Origin of the sequence: Mycobacterium barrassiae, assembly GCF_025822765.1 — a bacterium.
Taxonomy (GTDB): Bacteria; Actinomycetota; Actinomycetes; order Mycobacteriales; family Mycobacteriaceae; genus Mycobacterium; species Mycobacterium barrassiae.
In genome coordinates, this window is sequence record NZ_JACKUK010000036.1 from 19,460 (window position 1) to 37,384 (window position 17,925).

At 66.4% G+C, this 17,925-nt stretch carries 15 protein-coding genes and 2 riboswitches; of the genes, 4 read left to right on the plus strand and 11 right to left on the minus strand.

The window, feature by feature from the left end; translation table 11 throughout:
• Genes H7J93_RS24105 through H7J93_RS24140 form a run of 8 tightly spaced genes read right to left on the minus strand, consistent with a single transcriptional unit; the run spans position 1 to position 8,814 of the window.
• Positions 1-1,497: a class I adenylate-forming enzyme family protein gene (locus H7J93_RS24105; protein WP_267308809.1), complete on the minus strand. Its 1,497-nt coding sequence runs from the start codon at positions 1,495-1,497 to the stop codon at positions 1-3.
• Positions 1,498-1,500: 3 nt separating this feature from the next.
• Entirely contained in the window at positions 1,501-2,478 is a 978-nt protein-coding gene (locus H7J93_RS24110; protein WP_267308810.1) for an SDR family NAD(P)-dependent oxidoreductase, read from the minus strand.
• 42 nt (positions 2,479-2,520) lie between these two features.
• Entirely contained in the window at positions 2,521-3,720 is a 1,200-nt protein-coding gene (locus H7J93_RS24115) for a thiolase family protein (RefSeq protein ID WP_267308811.1), read from the minus strand.
• Entirely contained in the window at positions 3,702-4,115 is a 414-nt protein-coding gene (locus tag H7J93_RS24120) for a Zn-ribbon domain-containing OB-fold protein (RefSeq protein ID WP_267308812.1), read from the minus strand. The genes H7J93_RS24115 and H7J93_RS24120 overlap by 19 nt, the downstream gene beginning before the upstream one ends.
• Positions 4,112-5,335 carry a CaiB/BaiF CoA transferase family protein gene (locus tag H7J93_RS24125; protein WP_267308813.1) on the minus strand — a complete coding sequence of 408 codons (1,224 nt, stop codon included), beginning with the start codon at positions 5,333-5,335 and terminating at the stop codon, positions 4,112-4,114. The genes H7J93_RS24120 and H7J93_RS24125 overlap by 4 nt, the downstream gene beginning before the upstream one ends.
• A complete protein-coding gene (locus H7J93_RS24130; protein ID WP_267308814.1) occupies positions 5,332-6,387 on the minus strand; it encodes a phosphotransferase family protein in 1,056 nt (351 codons plus the stop codon). Before H7J93_RS24130 ends, H7J93_RS24125 begins: the two co-directional genes overlap by 4 nt.
• Positions 6,388-6,407: 20 nt before the next feature.
• Entirely contained in the window at positions 6,408-7,244 is an 837-nt protein-coding gene (locus H7J93_RS24135) for a mycofactocin-coupled SDR family oxidoreductase (RefSeq protein WP_267308815.1), read from the minus strand.
• 10 nt (positions 7,245-7,254) lie between these two features.
• Positions 7,255-8,814, minus strand: coding sequence for an AMP-binding protein (locus tag H7J93_RS24140; protein WP_267308816.1), 1,560 nt, complete (start codon positions 8,812-8,814; stop codon positions 7,255-7,257).
• Between the two features lie 96 nt (positions 8,815-8,910).
• On the opposite strand from H7J93_RS24140, the gene H7J93_RS24145 reads away from it, so the two are divergent.
• Positions 8,911-9,693 carry a class I SAM-dependent methyltransferase gene (locus H7J93_RS24145; RefSeq protein WP_267308817.1) on the plus strand — a complete coding sequence of 261 codons (783 nt, stop codon included), beginning with the start codon at positions 8,911-8,913 and terminating at the stop codon, positions 9,691-9,693.
• Here H7J93_RS24145 and H7J93_RS24150 read toward each other — a convergent pair.
• The gene (locus H7J93_RS24150) at positions 9,659-11,197 is read right to left on the minus strand and encodes a high affinity choline transporter 1 (protein ID WP_267308818.1); all 1,539 of its coding nucleotides are present in this window, start codon (positions 11,195-11,197) and stop codon (positions 9,659-9,661) included. The genes H7J93_RS24145 and H7J93_RS24150 overlap by 35 nt on opposite strands.
• 27 nt (positions 11,198-11,224) lie before the next feature.
• Positions 11,225-11,331: riboswitch (guanidine-I (ykkC/yxkD leader) on the minus strand.
• Positions 11,332-11,548: 217 nt separating this feature from the next.
• Positions 11,549-11,615: riboswitch (guanidine-III (ykkC-III) riboswitch) on the plus strand.
• A gap of 9 nt (positions 11,616-11,624) precedes the next feature.
• Between H7J93_RS24150 and H7J93_RS24155 the strand changes: the two genes are divergently transcribed.
• The 3 genes from H7J93_RS24155 to H7J93_RS24165 all read left to right on the plus strand — a co-directional run bounded on the left by H7J93_RS24155 (position 11,625) and on the right by H7J93_RS24165 (position 14,550).
• A complete protein-coding gene (locus H7J93_RS24155; protein WP_267308819.1) occupies positions 11,625-12,773 on the plus strand; it encodes an agmatinase family protein in 1,149 nt (382 codons plus the stop codon).
• Positions 12,774-12,850: 77 nt separating this feature from the next.
• Positions 12,851-13,663 carry a carbon-nitrogen hydrolase family protein gene (locus H7J93_RS24160; protein ID WP_267308820.1) on the plus strand — a complete coding sequence of 271 codons (813 nt, stop codon included), beginning with the start codon at positions 12,851-12,853 and terminating at the stop codon, positions 13,661-13,663.
• Positions 13,660-14,550: an LmeA family phospholipid-binding protein gene (locus H7J93_RS24165; RefSeq protein WP_267308821.1), complete on the plus strand. Its 891-nt coding sequence runs from the start codon at positions 13,660-13,662 to the stop codon at positions 14,548-14,550. Before H7J93_RS24160 ends, H7J93_RS24165 begins: the two co-directional genes overlap by 4 nt.
• Before the next feature lie 3 nt (positions 14,551-14,553).
• Here the strand turns inward: H7J93_RS24165 and H7J93_RS24170 are convergent, their stop codons facing one another.
• Positions 14,554-16,347 (minus strand): zinc ribbon domain-containing protein, encoded by a 1,794-nt coding sequence (locus tag H7J93_RS24170; protein ID WP_267308822.1) that lies wholly within the window; start codon positions 16,345-16,347, stop codon positions 14,554-14,556.
• Positions 16,344-17,921 carry a S53 family peptidase gene (locus H7J93_RS24175; RefSeq protein ID WP_267308823.1) on the minus strand — a complete coding sequence of 526 codons (1,578 nt, stop codon included), beginning with the start codon at positions 17,919-17,921 and terminating at the stop codon, positions 16,344-16,346. The genes H7J93_RS24170 and H7J93_RS24175 overlap by 4 nt, the downstream gene beginning before the upstream one ends.
• Positions 17,922-17,925 lie beyond the last annotated feature (4 nt).

The following is a 17,925-nucleotide window of genomic DNA, read 5'->3' on the forward strand; positions in this document are numbered from 1 at the left end:
TCAGCCGCCGCGTGCCTCGACCATCGCCGAGCGGTTGACTTTCGTTGCGGCACTGCGTGGTATCTCCGCAACGAACTCGACGGTCTTGGGAGCCTTGTACGAGGCCAACTTTCCTTTTGCGTAGTCGATGACCTGTTGTTCGGTCAGCGGATTCGCGGGGTCGGCCAGCTGAACGACCGCGTGTACGCGCCGACCCCATTCCGGGTCCCTGAGACCCAAGACCACCACATCGGCGATACCGTCGTGCTCCGCCAGCGCGGCCTCGACTTCGGCGGGGAAGACGTTGGCTCCGCCGGTGACGATCATGTCGGCACGCCGGTCCGTCACATAGAGATAGCCGTCGCCATCGACATACCCGATGTCACCGCCGGTGTGAAAGCCGTCGGGCGTGGACGGAAGTGGCGGCGCACCACCGAGGTAGCGGTATTGCTCGCGTGCCGGAGACCGCATGTAGATCTCGCCGAGCTCGCCGGTCGGCACTTCGTTGCGGTTGGCGTCCAGAATTTTGATCTCGGTCTCGCGGAAGCCCCGGCCGGTGCTGCCCCGGTGCCGCAACCATTCGTCGCCGCGCAGCACCGTCAAACCGAAGTTCTCCGTCATCCCGTACGCCATCAGGACCTGCTCCGGGCTCAGCAGATCGAACCACTTCTCCAGCAGCGCGGCTGGCATCACCGCTGCGCCCTGCAGGATCCACGCCACGCTGGACAAGTCGCGCTCGGCTACGCCGGGAACGCGCGCGACACGGGACAACATGGTCGGTGTCGCAGTGAAATTGGTGACCCGATGCCTTTCGATGACGTCCAGAAACAGTTCGGCGTCGAACTTCTCGAGAATCACCAGCCTGTCCCCGCCGAGAATGTAGAACAGCGTGTTGAAACCGTTGGTGTGGTACATCGGTGCGGGCACCAGGATGACCTGTGGGCGTGGAACGGGCGCCCACACCGCCATGAACGGCTGGGTCTTGAGCTCGGTCCACAATGCGGGCTGCGTGTCGAGGATGACCTTGGGCAGACCGGTCGAACCACTGCTGCAGATGCCGTTGACCGTCGGGGTGACCGCCGCGGGCAACGCCGAATCCGGTTGGCGTGCAGCAGCGAGCGTAAATTCCGGGCAGGTGGCTTCCTCGATGACAACCGCCGGCGCGATGACATCCACGAGTCGGGACCGCTCCCACTCGGGCATGTCCCAGCGCACCGGGATCGGCACTGCGCCGATCTTCCAGCAGCCGTACGCGGCGAGTACGAGCTCGAGCGAATTGGGAATGATCAGCGCCACATAGGAACCCACCGCTGCGCCCGATGCCGCCAGTTGGCGACCCCACTGGTTGGCGCCCGCTTCGAGTTGGCCGAGCGTCAGCACACGTTCGCTGCCGTCGGGGGCCACGGTTGTCACCGCGATCTGGTCCGGACTGCTCGATGCGAGCTCGGTCAGGCGCGTGCCGTACGGCACACCCTCGCTGACCTGGTCCAAGGATTGGACCGTTTCGGTCTCGGACACGCGCTACCTCACCGACGCCGCATTGTCGGCGATCGCTGTCAGCACCTGACCGACCTCCTCGGCGGGATCGTTCATCACCGTGTAGCCGGTTTCGTCCCTGATCTGCGTGAAGTTCACGGCGACGTCCTCGATGGTCAGACCCCGGTTGAAGTAACCCTGGGTCCTGCCGATGAACCATCGCGACACCTGACCACCACCAGCGGTGTAGCACTCACCCGACACCGGGCAATCCTCATGCGCGAGAAAGGCCACCGCAGGCGAAACCAGCTCTGCGTCAAAGGCTTCGGTGAACATAGTAGTGAGCTGCTCCTTGGCAGCGTCGGGGTCAGGGCCGAGCTGATCATCGGCCTCAGGCACCTCCAACGAGTGCGCGAGCATCCTCGTGTACGCGATCGGACTCAGCGCATTGGCCTTGATGTTGTGCGGCGCCCCTTCGGCCGCGATGACGCGGGTGAGGCCGATCAGGCCGGTCTTGGCGGCGCCGTAGTTGGCCTTGGCCGGCGAGCCAAGAATCCCGGAAGCCGAGCAGGTGCTGACGATCCGCCCGTAGCCCTGCTTCTGCATGATCGCGAACGCGGGCCTGGTCACATTGAAGGCGCCCTTGAGATGCACGTCGAGAACGGGGTCGACGAGATCGGTCGTCATGTCTGCGAACATCCTGTCGCGCAGAATACCTGCGTTGTTGATGACGATGTCGACGCGCCCGAACGCATCGAGCGCCGTCTGCACGATCGCCGCGCCGCCCTCCGGTGTCGCGACGCTGTTGACGTCGGCGACGGCCTCACCGCCACCGGCCCTGATCTCGGCCGCCAGCAGTTCGGCGAGGCCGGTGTCCGACCCTTCGCCGGTGACGGACCCGCCGACGTCATTGACGACGACGCGCGCGCCGCGTGAAGCCAGCAGCCGTGCATGGGATTTGCCCAGTCCCTGACCTGCGCCGGTGATGATCGCAACCCTGCCGTCGAATCGGAGACCGGTCATAGCGCCAACCTACGGTGGAACAGATATTTGGTCAACGGACGGTCAGACCGGCGACGACGAATAGGCGACGACGCCGCCGAAATGAGGCGATGCCTGGCAGGCGATTCCGATCGACACGTCGCGCTGTCGCTCACCGGCACGGCGCGACAACTGCAGGTAGCACTCGAGCATCTGGGGCACGCCGTGCATACGTCCGTTGCCCAGCGCACCACCGCCCGACAGCGCAGGAACCGCGCCCCGATCGTCGGCGTCGATGCCACCCGACTCGACGAACCGATGCCCTTCCCCGACCGGACACACCCCCAGCACCTCGAGCCAGAACCACACGAATGGCGAGAAGCCGTCGTACACCTGCGGCAGGTCGACGTCGCCGATGCTCAAACCTGTTTGCGCCCATAGCCGCCGCACCGTCTCCGCGCCCCCGTCGAGGATGTCGTCGAGTGGCCAGTGCAACGGCAGTCGCCGCGGTGCGCCGGGACTTCCCGCGTAGCCGACCACGTACACCGGGCGATTCGGCAGATCCTTGGCCCGTTCTGCGGATGTCAACACGAACGCGGCGACGCCGTCGACCGGAATGTCACAGTCCAAGCGGCAGACCGGATCGACCAGCGTCGGTTCGGCGAGATAGTCGCCGACCGTCAACGGCCGGTCCCGCCAGTACGACCACGGCAGGCGCGCACCGTTCTTGCGGGCCTCCGCCACGACGGCGGCCATCGACTCCCGCCGCGCGCCGAAGCGCTGCAGATACTCGTTGTAGGGAAGCGCGATCATCGCCAAGGGGCCGAAAAACCCCTGCGGCGCAGTCCATTGCGCCGCGCCGCGGGCTTCGCGCATCGCATTGCCGTGGTAACTGCCCGCGGGATTGTGCAGCGCGCGGTGGACGAGGACGTAGTCGGCGGCACCACTGATCAGCGCGTTGACCGCCATCGCGACCGAACCACTGACCTGACCGATGCCGTCGAAGCCCGCGACGTACCGGGGCGACGCCGATAGGCTGCGGGCCAGCCATGTCGACGACACCGTGCTGACCCCGTCGACCGCCTGATGGCCACCCGCGGCAGGTAGCAGGCTCGAGCTGACGAACCCATCCACCACGTCCACCGACAGCCCCGCGTCGGCGATCGCCGCCCGTGCCGTGTCGACGGCGATGGCACCCAAGGGGCGGTTGGCGCGTCGTTCGATCGTGCTCTGCGCGTAGCCGACGATCGCCACCTTGTTGCGGATCATGTCGCCAACTCCCATGCGGGGACAACGATTCCGTCGGCAACATCCTCGAAGGCAACTCGGACGTCGGCACCGAGCCGCAGGTCGGCATCCACCCCGCCGAGCAGGCGCCCGATGACTCGGAGCCCCTTCTGCTCGGTGAGCTCGACGTCGACGAGCACGAACGGCACCTCGAAGCCGGGCAGGAAGGACTGGCGAACGACCGTCCACGAACGCACCGTGCCACGGCCACTCACCGGTAAGAACTCCAAGCGGGGATCGGTCGAGCCGCAGGCGGTGCAGACGACGTCCGGCGGCAGCGCGAGCGTGCCGCAGTGTGCACAGCGGGCGGCGGTCAGGACGTGCCGGGCGGCGGCCTCCCAGTACGGCGCCGACGACTCGTCGGGTACCGGCAGAATGCGGTCGGAGGTCACGGGATCACGCCGGCGTCGGCGAGCTTGCCGATGCGGTCCCAGTCGTAGCCGAGTTCCATCAGGACGGCCTCGGTGTGTTCGCCATGCTCGGGTGCGCGCCGCAGAGGTGGCGGCTGACCGTCGAATTGCACTGGGACAGAGGGCAGCCGATAGCTTGTGCCATCGTCGGTCATCACTTCGCCGATGTACGAGTTCGCGATCACCTGAGGGTCGTCGACGACCTCCTCGATGGACTGGATCGGCGACCACGGTGCGTCCATCGTGGCGAGGACGTTCTTCCACTCGGCGAGCGTGCGCGTCGCGAACAGTGCATCGAGCTCATCGACGCAGGCCGCGGCATTCGCCCGTCGCGCCGCCATGTCGGTGAACCGGGGATCGTCGGCGAGGTCCGGCCGGCCGGCCGTACGACAGAACTCGTTCCAGTAGCGGTCGCCCTGCAAAAACATCAACTGGACGTGGCGGTCGTCCTTGGTCCGATAGGTGCCCGTCAGCGGGTTCACCACCGCGCTGCGACCCGAAAAGCGCATGACCTCACCGCCATTGAGCGCGGCGAGCAGGTCGGAGGACAACATCCACATCGCCGTGGCGAGCAGCGACACGTCCACCACCGAGCCCTCGCCGGTGCGGGTGCGCTCGAGCAGGGCGGCGGCGATACCGAACGCGAGCGCCATCGCGCCGTTGCGATCGCCCATGGCGCCACGCTGGCTGATCGGATAGTCCCGCTCCGGCGGAGTGAGCATGTGGCCCACTGCCCCGCGGGCCCAGAACGCCGAACTGTCGTAGCCCGGCTGATCGGCGTCGGGCCCGCGCACACCGAACCCGTTGCCGCGCGCGTAGACCAGATGAGGATGACGTTCGCGAACGGCGTCCGCACCGATGCCCAACCGTTCGAGCGCCCCAGGCCGCAGGCTGGTGAGGAGCACGTCCGCGGATGCCAGCAGCTCGTGCAGGATTTCGAGACCTTGCGGTGTACGCAAGTCCAGGGCGACGGAGCGCTTACCCCGATTAGCAAGTGCCATGGACAGATTGACACCGCCGCGGTCGGTGCCGATGCCCTGGGTGGCCAACCCCCGGTACGGGTCGCCGTCCAGCCGCTCCACGCGGATGACATCGGCGCCCCAGTCGGCGAGCAGTGCGCCCGCGACCGGCACAAAGACCCACTGGGCGAGCTCGATGACGCGGATGCCCTCGAAGGCGCCGGAGGTCTGGTCCGCGCTCATCGCATCACCATTTCCGCGTGGTCGGCGACCGCGGTGCCGAGGCGTTCGAGCAGAACCGCGATGACGTCTGGTTCGACCTTGGTGGTGATTGCCCACAGAAAAAAGCCGTGGATCATGCCGTTGACGATCGCGGCCCATGCCTCGTCGCGTGGCGGGGAGTAGATGCCATGTGCATCAAGGGCTTCGAGATAGTGATGCAGTAGGTCGCGTTCGGATGCCCGCCTGATGTCAGGTGGCAGCGTTGCCGCGATCAGATATCCGACGTCGACGTCCCAGAAGCCGCGCTGAACCAGCTGCCAGTCGACCATCCACGGCCGTTTCGTCACGTCGAGCATGATGTTTCCGACGTGCGCGTCGCCGTGGATGACGCACCATTGCGCCTCCCCGTCCGGTGTCCGCGCGCTCACCCGTCGGTGCGCCGCCAATAACTGCTCGGCGTCTGCCACGGCGCGCGGTACACCAACACCGTTACGGCCGTTGAGATTGGCCGACATGATTTCCAGGGTACGGGCCTCGCCCCATGCCTGGACTGCTCGGCCTAGCCGCGGTTGCAGCCATTCCACGTCCGCCCACCGCTGAGCCCGCCACGTGATGGCGTGCAGTCTGGCGAGCTCGGTCAGCGCGTCGGCGGCCTGTTCGACGTCGAAAGGGTCATTGCCATCGAGGAAGTCGCCGCCGTTGGCAACCTCATCGTGGGTGATCACCACGCCGTGCCTGCTGTCCGGGTGCACATCGGCGTACACGCATTTCAGCGTCCTGATACCTGACGGTCCCGCGAGGTCACGGTAGAAGCAGGCCTCCGGTTCACCGACGAACGGGATGTGACGGCCCACTTCCCCGAAGTAGCCCTTGATGCAGAGGTGCCGCGGGAGGTCGAAGCGTCCTTTGTAGTCGACAGTGAACCGCGCATTCGTAGACAGTCGCTCGACGACCGGTCCCCGCCGCACCGCCCGGATCTCGATACCGGGAAACCGTTCCTGCAGTGCGTCGGTCAGCCACGCCGGCGACAGGGCGGCGTCGAGATCGTCGGGAACTTCCACCGCAATACCCATGTTCACCACTTGTCCGCCGGCTACTTCAAGCAGCTGCCCGCGTCGATCGGTAACGGAACCCCGGTGACATAGCGCGACTCGTCGGATGCCAGGAAGAGGACGGCGTTGCTGACATCGACGGCGTCGACCCACGGGATCGGCAGGATGTGGAAGTTCCGGCAGATCGGCGCCATGTCATCGGGACCCGGGTTCTCCAGATCGGGCCGGAAGGTCCGAAACGTCGACTCGTTGAGCAACAGTCCTGTGCTGACGTGCGTCGGGTGGACCGAGTTCACACGAATCGAGTACTGGCCCAATTCGACTGCGAACGTGCGCATCAGGCCGACGACACCGTGCTTGGCGCTCACATAGTGGCCGACGTGCGGATAGGCCTTCAATCCACCGACAGAACTGGTGAGGATCACCGAACCGCCGCGGTCCCCCGCCTTGATGTGCGGCACGGCTGCCTTCACGGATTTCCACACCCCGGTCAAGTTCACGTCGATCATCTGCTGCCACTTGGCTTCATCCATCTCGTCGAGCATCGCGCCCGGAGTGCCGATCCCCGCGTTGGCGACGACGATGTCGAGTCGGCCGAGTTGTTCGACACCGCTGTCGATCGCGGCCTGCACGCCGTCGAAGTCGCGCACGTCGACCTCCGCGGTGACGACACGTCGGTTCAGCGCCTTGATCATGTCCGCGGTCTCGGCGAGGTCCTCCGGTGTGGATCCCGGTTCCGGCGTGTTCTCGATGTGCCTGCAAACATCGATTGCGATGATGTCGGCACCCTCTTCGGCCAGCCTGACGGCATGGCTGCGGCCCTGACCCTGCGCCGCTCCGGTGACGAAGGCGACCTTGCCCTCTACCCGTCCAGTCAAGGAAATCTCCTCACGATGGATCTCGAACGTGTTGTCGCACAAGGTATTTCTGTACCTTGCCGCTCGCTGTCCTGGGGAAGTCCGTCGCCTCGCGGACCTCTTCGGGCCACTTCTGCCTGGCCAGTCCGGCTGCGTCGAAATGCGCACGGACCTCATCGTGGGTCGGCAGCCGCTCGCCGGTCCGCAACCGCAGCACCGCGACGACGCGCTCACCGAATCGGGCGTCGGGCGCTGCCACCACCACGGCCTCGGCCACCTGCGGCATCGTCAGCAGCACCTCCTCGACCTCGAGAGCGCTGACGTTCTCGCCGCCGCGGATGATCACGTCGGCCTTGCGGTCGACGATCGTCACGTAGCCGTCCGGATCGACCACACCGATGTCGCCGGTGTGATACCAGCCGTCGGTGTCGAACGCCTTGGCCGACAGCTCGGCGTCGAGGTAGCCCAGGCACAGATCCGGTCCGCGCGAGAGTATTTCGCCGTCTGGCGCGAACTTGACTTCGACGCCGGTTCTCGGGTTGCCGTCGGTGAGCAGCCGCTTTCCCAGTGCGGCGTCGGGTCGTGATCCGGTGATCGACGGGTGTTCGGTACTGCCGTAGGAGCGGGTGACCACCAGGCCGAGGTCGGTCAGCCGACGTGTCACCGCGGCCGGCACGGCCGAACCTCCGAGGCCGAGATACGGCATGTATTGCAGATGGTCATCGGTGAAGTCTGGATGATCCAGCAGGCTGGTGATGAAATAAGTTGGGCCGCCGCCGAAGCCGACGCCGTCGCGCTTCATCCGCGCCAGCACCATGCCGGGGTCCCACGCGTCGCACAGATGGATCGGCAGACCCTCGAGCACAGGACACAGCACTCCGCCGAGCATGCCGATGAAGTGACCGACCGGCAGCGCCATCACGCTGCCCGCCGGATTGTCGGGATGGTGTTCTGCGAGCTGACGGATCTCGAACCCCAGCGTCTGATGACTGTGCACCACACCCTTGGGATCGCGCGTGGTGCCGGAGGTGAAGGCGATGAGTGCGGGCCCCGCCGGGTCGGCGGCGATCGTGCCCTCCATCGGGCGTGAGTCGAGGAGGTTGTCGAAGTCGATTCCAACAACCCCGACGATCGGAACGTCGGCGCTCAACTCGGGGTCATACGTCATCCGGCCGAACTCCTCGGCCGTGACGAACACCTTCGGCCGAGCCGTGGTGAGGATGTGCCCGAGTTCCTTGCGACCGTAGAAGTGGACGACCGGCACCACGACCGCGCCGAGCAGCGTCGCCGCCCAGAACGTCGCCGCCGCTTCCATCCAGTTCGGCAGCTGCAGCGCGATGACGTCGCCGGGGCCCACACCGCGCGAGCGCAACCCTGCGGCGAGCCGCCGCGCAGTGTTCTCCACCTCGGCGAAAGTGCCGCGGTACGGCCGCACAGTCGAGTACACGTTGAAGGCGACGTCCGGATTCTCCTTCAGCGCCGTGGCCAGGAGGTCGCCGAGCGTGTCCGCCGTCCACCAGCCCTCGGCTTCGTACCGGGCCCGCAGTTCCGCCGGGATTGGCCGAGTGGCGACGTGAAACACAGTGCTCACAGTAGAACGGGACTCTCGTCTAAACAAGGGTGTAGCTATTGGATGGCGGGCGGCGTGGTGCGCGGCCATGACCCGTCACCGGCCTAAAATCGCAGTATGGGCGCCCCTGTCGGACAGCTGACGCGGGGCACCACCGGTTACAACCGACTGCGCCGCAGCGATCGCTGGCTGGTGCATTCGCCACGGGTGCGCGCCGCGCTGCTGTCCACCGCCGAGCCATTGGTCATCGACCTCGGCTACGGCGCACTGCCGGTGACCACCCTCGAGTTGGCGGAACGGCTGCGGGCGGTGCGTGGCGACGTCCGCGTCATCGGCCTCGAGATCCATCCCGATCGGGTCGCCTCGGCGCAGGCCGCCGGCGGCGACCGCGTCGAGTTCGCGTTAGGCGGTTTCGAACTCGCCGGGAGGCGGCCGACGCTGGTTCGGGCGTTCAATGTGTTGCGGCAGTATCCGGTCGACGCGGTGGCCGAGGCGTGGTCGACCATGCAGCGTCAGTTGGCTCCCGGCGGGCTGATCATCGACGGTACATGCGACGAGCTCGGTCGGCTGTGCTGCTGGGTGCTACTCGACGCCGACGGTCCGCTGAGCCTCACCATGGCGTGCGACCCGTTCGCCATCGAGCGCCCGTCCGATCTGGCCGAACGGCTGCCGAAGGTGCTGATCCATCACAACGTCGAGGGCCAGCCCATCCATACGCTGCTGACGGCGGCTGACCGCGCCTGGGCCACCGTCGCGGGCCACGGCGTCTTCGGTCCGCGGGTCCGCTGGCGCGCAATGCTGGATACACTGCGGGACAGCGGTTTTCCGGTCGATCCGCCGCGCAGGCGGATGCGTGACGGCGTCCTTACGGTGCCGTGGCCAGCCGTGGCTCCGCACTGACGGGTTCCGGCTCGGACACCTCGACCGTCGCCAGCGCGTCGTCGACGTCCTCGGCCAGCCTGATGTCCAGACCCCGGATCGGCGCGGCGGGCCTCAGCAGCGCGATGACCACATAGGTGACCAACGACGCCGCGAACGCGATGAACGTCGGCCATCCGTCGAACGACGCATCGATCATCCCGTTGGGGATGTACAGGATCGTGTTCTCGAGGCCGTACATAGTCGGCGTCATCACGAACAGCACCAAGCGCACCGAAAGGCCGACCACGATCGAGGTGATGGCCGCGACGGAAGTGCCTTTGCGCCAAATCAATCCGAGGATGAACGGCACCACCAGACACGCCAGCAGCAGATCGAACGCCAACGTCAGCAGGATGCCGGTCTGCTTGACGTAGATCGCGATCAGGATCGAGACGAGCGTCATCGGGACCATCGCGATGCGTGTGGCCCGCAGCAGCGGATCCCGCTGGCCCGGAACGTGTACGCGCCGAACGCCTCCCAGGTTGCGCACCGAGACGTTCGAGATCGCCAGGATGGCACCGTTGGCGGTGCTCATGGATGCCCCGACCAGCCCGCACAACACGATGATGGTCAAGAACAGCGGCGCGTACTGATCGAGCAGGACGAACAGGATCGGCCCGTCGAGCTCCTCGGGCATGAACGCCTTCGCCGAGAGCACGACGAGACCGAACGGCACGCAGATCGCCACGACGCCGGTGGCCGCGCTGAAACAGGCACGGCGTGCGGTCTCCGGGGACTTGGCCGCGAACACGCGCTGCATGAAGTCGATGGCCACGATGTCGCCGATGCCGAGCGCGACGAGCGTCGCCCAGTTGATCACTGCACCTTGTGCGGGATCGGTCATCTGGCCCATGTCGAAGGGGCCGGTGCCCTCGGCGATCGCGATGCCGTGGGTGGTGGCCATCCAGATGAGCAGGCCGACGGCGCCGATGAGGACCAGCGCCATCTGGATGATCGCGGTGTATGCGTCGGCGATCAGGCCGCCGGTGCCGGTGTAGGCCACCGCGAGCACCGCGATGATGACGGTGCCCAGCCAGTACGGGGCGCCGAGGAAGTAGTTGAAGAGGAACCCGCCCGCCACCAGGTTGCCGGCCACCAGGATGCAGAACCCCACGATCAGCATCACCGACGCGGCGACCTCGACGACGCGACCGAAACGCAGTCGGTAGTAGTCGGGGAAGGACGTCAGGCCCATCCGGTTCATCGGTTTGGCGAAGAACAGACCGGTGAAGAACAGACACAACGCGAGACCCAGCGGCAAGCAGGCGCCCGCCCAGAACCCGAACTCCGCCGCGAGGTCGGTGTTGCCGAGCGTGGCGTTGGTGTCGACGGCCGAACCCATCAGCGCGCCGCCGACCAGGATGAGCGGCAGGGTGCGACCACCGACCAGGAAGTTGGCGCTGTCGCCTGCGATTCGCTTGGATGCCAGGAAGCCGACCAGCACGACGAGGGCGATGCTGATTCCTACGCCGAGAAGAATCATGGGGAGTCTCCTAGAAACTAGGTTGGAGCCTCCCGGGCTTTTATCCCGCCGTGGAACGGCCGGCGTCGCTGCGCAACCGCTTGCGTCTCTCGGACCAGACCCGGCGAGCCGGCGGAACCCTAGGCGCGCCTCACACCACTGAATGTGAGTCGTCGATCAGACAAACTCGGATCCGTTACGGCGGTTCGCGCGTCGTGTTAACGGTGCGTTGCAGTTCCTTCACCGTCGAATCTGACGTTCTGCACGTATTTCCTGGATTTCGCCTGCCCCACCTCAAATTCGGCGGTGGCGCATTGCAGTTACCCCCTGCCGGGTTGGCGAATCGCTGCCAAGATATGGACTCAGGAGCCGGCCACGCTTTCCGGCGGGCTCCCCGGACGAGGTGCGTCGTACCCGGCTTGCGACAAGACGGCGCGTGAGGAGCCCCGTGACCGAGCAGAACGACAACCAACCACTCAACGCCGAAGGCGCATGGGCCCAGCAGGCCGAGGCGCGACTGTCGGAACGCCGCGAACGCGAGGAGATCGAGCGCAGCCTGGCCTATGGGCTCGAGGCGGCGCCGACGATCAACGACCGCCGGATCTCGACGTTCGTGCGCGGTGAGCTGCCCCATTTCGCCGGTGAACGCGGAACCTTCCTGAAATGTCCCTTCGTCGAGGACGTGAACCAGGTCGACGACGCCGAGGTGGCGATCTTCGGGGTGCCGCTGGACGCAGGGGCGACCTACCGGCCGGGCACCCGCTTCGGCCCGCAGGGCATCCGGCGCTCCACCAACCTGTTCGGCACCTACAACTACGAGTCGGGCGTGGACCTGCGCGAGCAGCTCAACATGGTCGACATCGGCGACGTGTTCACCATTCCGGGCAACCTGGAGAAGTCCTTCGACCAGATCAGCCAGGCCATGGCACACGTCGTGTCCAAAGGCGTCATGCCGGTGGTACTCGGCGGCGACCACTCGATCGGTTTCCCGACCATTCGCGGTATGACGCCGTATCTGGACGGCAACGTCGGCATCATCCACTTCGACCGCCACGTCGACACCCAGGAGTCCGACCTCGACGAGCGCATGCACACCACCCCGTGGTTCCACGCCACCAACATCAAGAACGCGCCTGCGACCAACCTGGTGCAGATCGGGATCGGCGGCTGGCAGGCGCCCCGCGCAGGCGTCAAGGTCGGTAGGGAACGCCAATCGACGGTGATCACGGTCGGCGACGTCGAGCGGGTGGGTGTCGAGAAGATCGCCGAGATGGCCCTCGAGATCGCATGGAAGGACGCCAAGGCGGTGTACCTGTCGTTCGACATCGACGTCATCGACGCCGGCTTCGTGCCGGGTACCGGCTGGCCCGAGCCCGGTGGTCTGCTCCCCCGCGAGGCGCTGAACCTGGTCAAGATGGTGTCCGAACCCGGCTTGGCCGGTATCGAGGTCGTCGAGTGCTCACCGCCGTACGACTGGGCGGAGCAGACGGCGCTGCTCAGCTCGCGGGTGATCCTCGACAGCCTGGCCGCGCAGGTGCGGTCCGGAAAGCTCGGCAACAAGGCCGCGTCGCTCGACCGTCACGCGTGGGGGCCGTAGCCCAGCGATTTGTGTGCGTTTAGGAGTGCTGAGCGCGCCGAAACGCACACAAATCGCGGAAAAGTAGGCTGGTCACCATGCGCGTGGCACTCGCACAGATCCGCAGCAGCACCGATCCGTCGGCCAATCTCGACCTGGTCGACGAATACACGCAGCGCGCCGCCGACGCCGGTGCGCGGCTGGTGCTGTTCCCCGAGGCCACGATGTGCCGGCTCGGCGTTCCGCTGGCCGCGGTCGCAGAGCCGCTGGACGGACCGTGGGCGAACGGCGTGCGACAGATCGCCGAGCGCGCAGGCATCGTCGTCGTCGCAGGCATGTTCACCCCCGCGGACGACGGCAGGGTGAAGAACACGCTGATCGCGGCGGGACCCGGAGTCGACGCGCACTACGACAAGATCCATCTCTACGACGCGTTCGGGTTCAGCGAGTCGGCCACCGTGGCGCCCGGACACGAGCCGGTGGTGATCACGGTCGACGGGGTCAGCGTCGGCCTCACGCTCTGTTACGACGTTCGCTTCCCCGAGCTCTACATCGAATTGGCCCGTCGCGGAGCACAACTCATCACGGTTCACGCGTCGTGGGGCACCGGCCCTGGCAAGCTCGAGCAGTGGACGCTGCTCGCCAGGGCCCGCGCGATCGACACCACCGGGTTCGTCGCCGCGGTCGACCAGGCCTATCCGGGCGACGAGATCGCCGCACTCGGTCCGGTCGGCGTCGGCGGCAGCGTCGTCGCCTCGCCGACGGGTGAAGTCCTCGCATCCGCAGGTGGCGACCCGTCCTTGGTCGTCACCGACATCGACCTCGCCGCCGCCCAAAAGGTGCGCGAAACCATCGCGGTGATGCACAACCGCGTGGACCACGCATGGGGTAAGGCAGAATCGCGGGGATGACAGACCCCTGGGACCCCCGGAACCAGCCGCCGCAGCGACCGCAGGCCCCGTACCCGCAGCCGCCCCAGCAGCAAGGCCCGCCGCCAGGGCCGCCGCCCGGCCACACCCCGCCACCGGCGCCGCCACAGGAAGAGCCTTCACCCAAGAAGGGTTTCCTCCGCGACCCTCTCTCGATCGTGCTGGTCTTCATCATCGTGGTGGCGGTGGTCGCGGGCATCCTGATCGGAATCGAGCTCTATGCCCGCAACGAGGGCGAGACCCGGGTCGCGAACGCCGTCGAGTGTCTTGTCGAAGACACGGCGGAGGTGTCGTTCGCTTTCATGCCGCCGTTCCTGATGCAGCACATGTCCCGCCACTACTCGAGCCTGCACATCGAGACGGCGGGGAACCAGATCCGCGATCTGCAGGGCATGAAGGCCGACGTCACGATCAAGGATGTGCGGCTGGCGGAGGACGCCGGCTCCGGTGGCGGCGGCACGATCGGGTCGCTCGTCGCGAAGATCGACTGGACCTCTGAGGGCATGACGCAGTCCATTCAGAACGCGATTCCGCTCGTCGGTTCCCTCGTCTCCGGCGTGACGACCAACCCATCCAGCGGCACCGTCGAACTGGAGGCGGCGCTCGGATCAATCGTGACAAAGCCCGAGGTCAGGAACGGCGCCCTCATACTGCAGGTGAAGGAGTTCACCGGACTTGGATTCACGCTGCCGCGTGAGACCATCCAGCCCGCACTCGATTCGCTCACCTCGCAGCTGACGCAGGAACTGCCCTTGGGTATCAAGGCGGACTCGGTGAAGGTCACCGAAAACGGTGTCGAGTCTCAGTTCTCGACCCAGAACGCGACGATCCCCAAGAGCGAACAGGATTCGTGCTTCGCGAGCATCTGACGGTCAGTCGTCGGGGTTGTTCCATCGAAAACTGTTGATGTACTTGCCCATATCCATGGCGAGTTGCATGTTGACGCCCGAAGGATGGCCCGTGCCGAAGTCCCTGGTGAATTCGTGGTACGGCCCGACCGCGGCACCGACCAACACATAGTCGTACTTGATCGCGGCCATGATGAGCACTCGCAGATGGGTGAACGTGCTGCCGGCATCCTGCGGATACTCGTCTGCGACGACGCCGTACCCGGGTTCGTATCCGACCATGGCGTTGGGGATTTCGTAGTCGATTGTCGCGTTCGGATACTTCTCGTTGAGCAGGCCGAGGACGATCTCCTTCGGTGTACGGCCGTCCGCAGGCATACCGAACAGCGCCATCGTCCCGGTGTCGCCGCCGGTGAATTTCAGATCGACACCGTCGTCGGCGAGCGACGCCTCGTATGCCGTTCCCGAGCCGGGATACTGAACCGAGAACCGACCATCCGGTGAGATGAAACGCGGATAGGATTCGATCGGTTCGCCGATCGGTGGCCGCCCACAGTCCGGTGGGCACACATACGCCGGCGGGGCGGGTGTGGCCACCAGCGCGATCGTAACGCCTACTCCCGCAACGACTGCCACGGCGACGCCCAGTTCCGTTAGCAGTCGCCTGTTGGACGTTCCGCGTACCGCATCCACATCCCCGTCCGCCGCGGCGCGACGCGCAACGCGCGATGCCCGCGAGGTCGCGTGCGCGGCGACGCCGCAGTTGGGACAGAACGGCATCTCGGGTACGACGGTGTTGCACTGCGGACAGAGTTCGCGCGCGTTCGGGTCGACCGGTTCCTGCTGCTCGTTGATGAGAGCCTTCTGCACGCCGATCCGTAGTGCGATCAGCGCGAGCACGGCGAACAGGAAGTACAGCCCGAACTGCAGAAGTAGCGGAATCTGCTCGAGATCCATGATCGCGACGGCGCCGTACAGACCCACTGTCACCAGAACACTGACGGCGATGACGGACCGCCGGCCGAACCACAGTGCGACGCCGACCAATCCGCCCAGTGCCGCCGACGCCACCGGCACCGCGATGACCTGAATTCCCGCCTGGAGGGCGAGGTTGTCGATCGGACGGGGGCCCGCGGTAACCCCCGTCTCGAACAGCGGCGCCAACCGGGTCAGCGTCCACGCGGCAGTGAACATGGTCGCACCGAAGGCCCCGATCACGAAGCCGTCCAACGATTCCGACGCTTTCGGTCGCACCAGCCGCATCACCGTCGCCGGGATCATCGAGAGAATCCCGAACCCGACCGGGACCGCGAACGTGGAAACAATGTCGAACCAGGTCAGCTTGTAGTTGGCGTTCACGAATGCCACGGCGGCGGGATCAGCAAGCAGGGCGCCCGTCACGTAGGCCCAACCGACACCGAGGACGATCCCGAGTGCGGCCGTCAGTACGAGCGTCTTTCTCGGCAGGTCGTCATCGACCTCCGACTCGTGCAGATAGAGCACGAAAAGCAGCGGAAGGCCGAGCGCCCCGACCGTGATCAACGGTGCCTGCCAGCCCAGCAGGGCGAAGGCGGTCAGAACGAGGAACAGCAGTCCCAGCCCTACGCGGAACGGGGGCAGCGATCGCTTCGGCAGGTGCGGGAACAGCGACGTCGCCACCGACGGCAGCAGAGTGGACTCGCTGGGCGTCGCCGCGTACGCCCGTCGCCTCCGCGTGGCTCCCTGGCGCGCGCCGCAGTGTCCGCAGAACGCCCCTTCGGGTACTTCGGTTTCGCACGCCCGGCAGACCATGGTGGTTGCGTCACCGGGGCTGGTCACCGAGGCGATATTCCCTTCTGGATCTCCAAGAAATTCTGGGCGAGGTTGTAGACGTCGGGGGTGCCCAAGCCTGACACCAGGTCATAGCCGGGGCCGGCGAAGTCGACCGCATTGCCTCCGCGAACGATATCGCGGAACCCGGGCAGACTCGCACCTTCGGCGACGCGATACAGCATCGCGTTGGCATTCCCGATCGGACGACCGCCGTTGGCCTCGAGGTACTGGTTCATCAGCACCGTCATCGCGGCCCAGATCGGCGCGGCCTGCGACGTGCCACCGCCGAGCACCTCGGCCTGCTTGTAGATGAATCTGACACCGGTGAACGGATCGGCGACGGCGGAGACGTCGGGCGACAGGCGACGCCCCTCGGTGTCGCGGTCGGCGCTCAGCCGCTGCTGCCATCGCGGACGTTCGAACAGCGTCGACACCCCGCCACTGGTGCCCTGCGAAAGGGGGGAGTCCACCCAGGCGTATTCACCCACCCACTGTCCTCGGGGGGTCGTCGACAGCGTGGTGCCGCCGACCGTCGTCATGTTCGGTATCGACGAAACCGCATCCAGCCCAATGTCATCCGGGCCCGGAGGCGCCGACCAGTCCTCGCCGCTCTTGCACTCCAGTCCCGCGGTGTCGCCGCTCGCATCGAATGCCGAGGTGCCGCGCCGCTGCGCCGCGACCAGGGCGGCTTGCACCGGCGCCAAATCCGCTGCGGTGATCAGCTTTTCGCAGCCCCATCCGATCGAAAGGCTCCACACCGCTCCGGGGAACTGCTCATCGACCTCTTCGAACAACTTACCGATCTTCTCGTACGCGCCGTCACCCTCGACCGTGGGGCGGGCGTTGACGACGACCAGCTTCGCATCCGGCGCAATCGCATGCGCGACTTGAAGATCCATCGCGGTTTCGCCGTGCTCCTCCGTCGGCTTCCCGCCGACGATCTCGGGAGTGAAGCGGGGCAGGCCGGACGTATCGGCGAAGAGGTCGAGGTCCGCTTGGTCGGCACTGTCGAACGCGAAGAAGACAATCGTCGCCCCCTCGCCGGTGAAGCCCTGTTCGGCCAGTGGGGTGGCGTTGTAGGCCTGCAGCAGACCCTCAGGCGTCAAACCGCCCCAGCGCACGTCGAGGGGCAGGAACCCGGGACTCGCCGTGTGGTGCGGTGTGTAGCCGTTGATCCGGCCCATCTCAGACACGACGCCGCGCAGCGGTGACGGTATCGACGGCTGGTGCGTGGACGCGTAGAACACCTGTCCCTTGCGTCCGCGGTAGTCGTGGATCGGTACGTCGAACGCCCGCGCCATATCCGGCGCAGCGCCCTCGACCACCGCCCAGCCGTCGTCGGGACGCGCGCGGACCCATAGTCCGGCGTCAGCGGCCCAGTGGGTCAGCGCGGACGCCTGGGTGGGGTCGGCGAGCGTGACGGTCACCTGCGCGTCGCCTGCCTGCGAGGGCCCCAGATCGGAGGAACTCGCAAGCAGCGACGCGTAGGGACCCGTGATCGCATCGGCGGATTGCCGTGCGCAGGCTGCGCCGGAAGTGACGATCAGCGCCGCTGCCGCGAGCGCCGAGAGCCGGCGCACCGTC

Coding starts and splice junctions, on each gene's coding strand:
- H7J93_RS24110 (WP_267308810.1), bottom strand. CDS start 2,478: ATGACCGGTCTCCGATTCGACGGCAGGGTTGCGATCATCACCGGCGCA.
- H7J93_RS24115 (WP_267308811.1), bottom strand. CDS start 3,720: ATGGGAGTTGGCGACATGATCCGCAACAAGGTGGCGATCGTCGGCTAC.
- H7J93_RS24125 (WP_267308813.1), bottom strand. CDS start 5,335: ATGAGCGCGGACCAGACCTCCGGCGCCTTCGAGGGCATCCGCGTCATC.
- H7J93_RS24130 (WP_267308814.1), bottom strand. CDS start 6,387: ATGGGTATTGCGGTGGAAGTTCCCGACGATCTCGACGCCGCCCTGTCG.
- H7J93_RS24145 (WP_267308817.1), top strand. CDS start 8,911: ATGGGCGCCCCTGTCGGACAGCTGACGCGGGGCACCACCGGTTACAAC.
- H7J93_RS24150 (WP_267308818.1), bottom strand. CDS start 11,197: ATGATTCTTCTCGGCGTAGGAATCAGCATCGCCCTCGTCGTGCTGGTC.
- H7J93_RS24160 (WP_267308820.1), top strand. CDS start 12,851: ATGCGCGTGGCACTCGCACAGATCCGCAGCAGCACCGATCCGTCGGCC.
- H7J93_RS24165 (WP_267308821.1), top strand. CDS start 13,660: ATGACAGACCCCTGGGACCCCCGGAACCAGCCGCCGCAGCGACCGCAG.